Annotated in this window: 5 protein-coding genes; all 5 read left to right on the forward strand. The window is 73.0% G+C overall.

Annotated elements, in window-relative coordinates:
- Positions 1-445 (forward strand): CBS domain-containing protein (locus ACFQ87_RS45545; RefSeq protein WP_380616935.1); only part of this gene is annotated, 445 nt, incomplete at its 5' end.
- Between the two features lie 16 nt (positions 446-461).
- Positions 462-1,064, forward strand: coding sequence for a CBS domain-containing protein (locus ACFQ87_RS45550; protein WP_380616936.1), 603 nt, complete (start codon positions 462-464; stop codon positions 1,062-1,064).
- Positions 1,065-1,348: 284 nt separating this feature from the next.
- A complete protein-coding gene (locus tag ACFQ87_RS45555; RefSeq protein ID WP_380616937.1) occupies positions 1,349-1,654 on the forward strand; it encodes a universal stress protein in 306 nt (101 codons plus the stop codon).
- Positions 1,603-1,839, forward strand: coding sequence for a hypothetical protein (locus ACFQ87_RS45560; RefSeq protein WP_380616939.1), 237 nt, complete (start codon positions 1,603-1,605; stop codon positions 1,837-1,839). The genes ACFQ87_RS45555 and ACFQ87_RS45560 overlap by 52 nt, the downstream gene beginning before the upstream one ends.
- A 122-nt stretch (positions 1,840-1,961) precedes the next feature.
- Positions 1,962-2,559: response regulator (locus tag ACFQ87_RS45565; protein WP_380616938.1), on the forward strand; the 598-nt coding region annotated here is incomplete at its 3' end.

A 2,559-nucleotide genomic window follows, 5' to 3' on the forward strand; every position in this document is an offset into this window, starting at 1 on the left:
GGCGGAGACCGCCGGCGGGCTGATGACCAGTCCCGCCGTCACCGCCCGTCCGGGCTGGTCGGTGCCCGAGGCCGCCCGGGCCATGGACAAGCACAAGGTCAAGCGCCTGCCTGTGGTCGACGAGGTCGGCCGTCTGGTCGGCATCGTCAGCCGCCGGGACCTCCTGGAGATCTTCCTGCGCCACGATGGGGCCATCCGCGACGAGATCAACCACGACGTGCTCGGCCAGACCCTCTGGCTTGCCCCCGGCGACGTCCAGGTGGCGGTGCACGACGGCGTCGTCACGCTGAAGGGCCGGCTCCCGCGCCGCAGCCTGATCCCGATCACCGAACAGCTCTGCCGCGCCGTGGACGGCGTCGTCGCCGTCCACCACACGCTCGACTGGACCGAGGACGACACCAAGCCCGCCCTGGAACACCCCCGGGCGTACCACGCGGGCCGGTAGCTCCGAGGAGGACACCATGACCCGCACCCCGAACACCGTCGGCGACGTCATGACCCACGCGGTCGTGGCCGTCGGCCGCGACGCGGACTTCCGCGAAGTCACCGAGACGCTCCAGCGCTGGCAGGTGAGCGCGGTCCCCGTGCTCACCGGCGACGGCCGGGTGATCGGCGTCGTCTCCGAGGCCGACCTGCTCACCGCCCGGGACCGCGACGGCGAACGTGCCGACGCCCTGACCGCTGGGCGGATGATGTCCGTCCCGGCGTTCACCGTGCACCCCGGCAGCCCGATCAACGAGGCCGCCCGGGCGATGGCCCGCGGGCACCTCAAGCGGCTCCCGGTGGTCGACGAGGAGGACTACCTGGTCGGCATCGTCAGCCGGGGCGACCTGCTCAAGGTCTACCTGGAGGACGACCGCGAGCTGGCCGACCGGGTCCGCTTCGAACTGACCGCCACCCTGGGCCCGGCTGCTCCAGTGGACATCGACGTCCGGTCCCTGAACGGCCGGGTCACGCTGTCCGGCGACCTGCCCGACGCCGTCACCGCGCCCGTTCTGGAGCGGCTGGTCCGGTCTGTGCCCGGCGTGGTAGGCGTCGAGATCTGGCTCAACGCGCCGGCTTGACCAGATGGTCCGCGTGACCGCGCGAGTGTTCGCCGCCGATGGGGGTACCCCCGGCCGAAGACTGGGGGAGGCTCCCCGGAGAGCCTTGCCGCCGCCCGCTGGGTTGCCGACGAAGCGGTCTGGCGGGGTGCTCGACTGCGGGTGCTGTACGCCTGGCTCTGGCCGCAGCACGCGGCGCCCGGGCTGCCCGGTGTCAGCGAGGGCCGCGGCCGGGCGGTCGGCGTGCTTGCCGATGCCGCTGACTGGCTACGGGCGGACCACCGGGTCTGGACGTCGCCACCGTCTTGGCGGATGAGCACGCACCCGGGGGAATCACAGCCGCTGGCACGTCGGCCGACCTGCTGGTGCTCGGGTCCTCCGCTGCGCACGGGCCCCTCGGATCGGTGGGCCTGGCCGTCGCGGCCTACGCGCCCTGTCCCGTTGTCCTCGTTCGAGCCGCCCCGGGAGCCACCGGGCCGCCCCACGAGGTGGTCATGGGCGTCGACGCTCACGACCCCGCTGAGACCGTTCTCGACTTCGCCCGCCAGACGGCTCTGCGATGGGGCGTCCCACTGCGGGTCGTGCACGCCTGGACGCCGTCGGCACGGTGATGGGCCCTCACTACGTGGAGCGGGCGCTTCTCGCCGAACGGGAGGAGTTCGCCCTGACGGACGTGCTGGGACACGCCACGGACCCGGAGACCGTCCCGGACGTCGAGCGTGCCGCTGCCGCCGACGCGCTGGTGGGCGCTGCCCGGTCCGCCGGGCTTCTCGTCGTGGGCCGGACCGGGCGGTGATCCTCCGCGAGTGGTGCCCGATCGCTGTCGCGCCCGACGGCTGAACCCGGTCTTCGGTGCGCGGGACGGCGGGGCGGCGCAGAATCGGTGGTGTCACCGCCCGCGCACCCAGGGAGCAGGCCATGGACACGCCTCAGTCCGAGCCGTCGGGCCAGCCCGTGCGGGTGTTCCTGCTGGACGACCACGAGGTGGTCCGGCGTGGCGTCCGCGACCTCCTGGAGGCCGAGCCGGACATCGAGGTCGTTGGCGAGGCGGCCAACTGCGCACAGGCCCTGGCCCGGGTGCCGGCGTTGCGCCCGGATGTCGCTGTGCTAGACGTTCGCCTTCCGGACGGTGACGGCGTCGCCGTCTGCCGGGAGCTCCGCGACCGGATGCCCGGACTGGGCTGCCTGATGCTCACGTCCTTCGACGACGACGACGCCCTGCTCGACGCGATCATGGCCGGGGCGGCCGGCTACGTCCTGAAGCAGGTCAAGGGCGCCGAACTGGTCAGCGCGGTGCGCACGGTGGCCTCGGGCCAGTCCATGCTCGATCCCGCCACCACCCACAAGCTGATGGAGAGCCTGCGCCACCACGAGGAGAGCGGGACCGACGCCGCCCTCGCCGGGCTCACCCCGCGCGAACGGGAGATCCTCGCCCTCGTCGGCGAGGGCAAGACCAACCGCCAGATCGGCCAGGAGCTCTACCTCGCCGAGAAGACCGTGAAGAACCACGTGTCGC

Origin of the sequence: Kitasatospora sp. NPDC056531 (assembly GCF_042794375.1) — a bacterium.
GTDB lineage: Bacteria > Actinomycetota > Actinomycetes > Streptomycetales > Streptomycetaceae > Kitasatospora.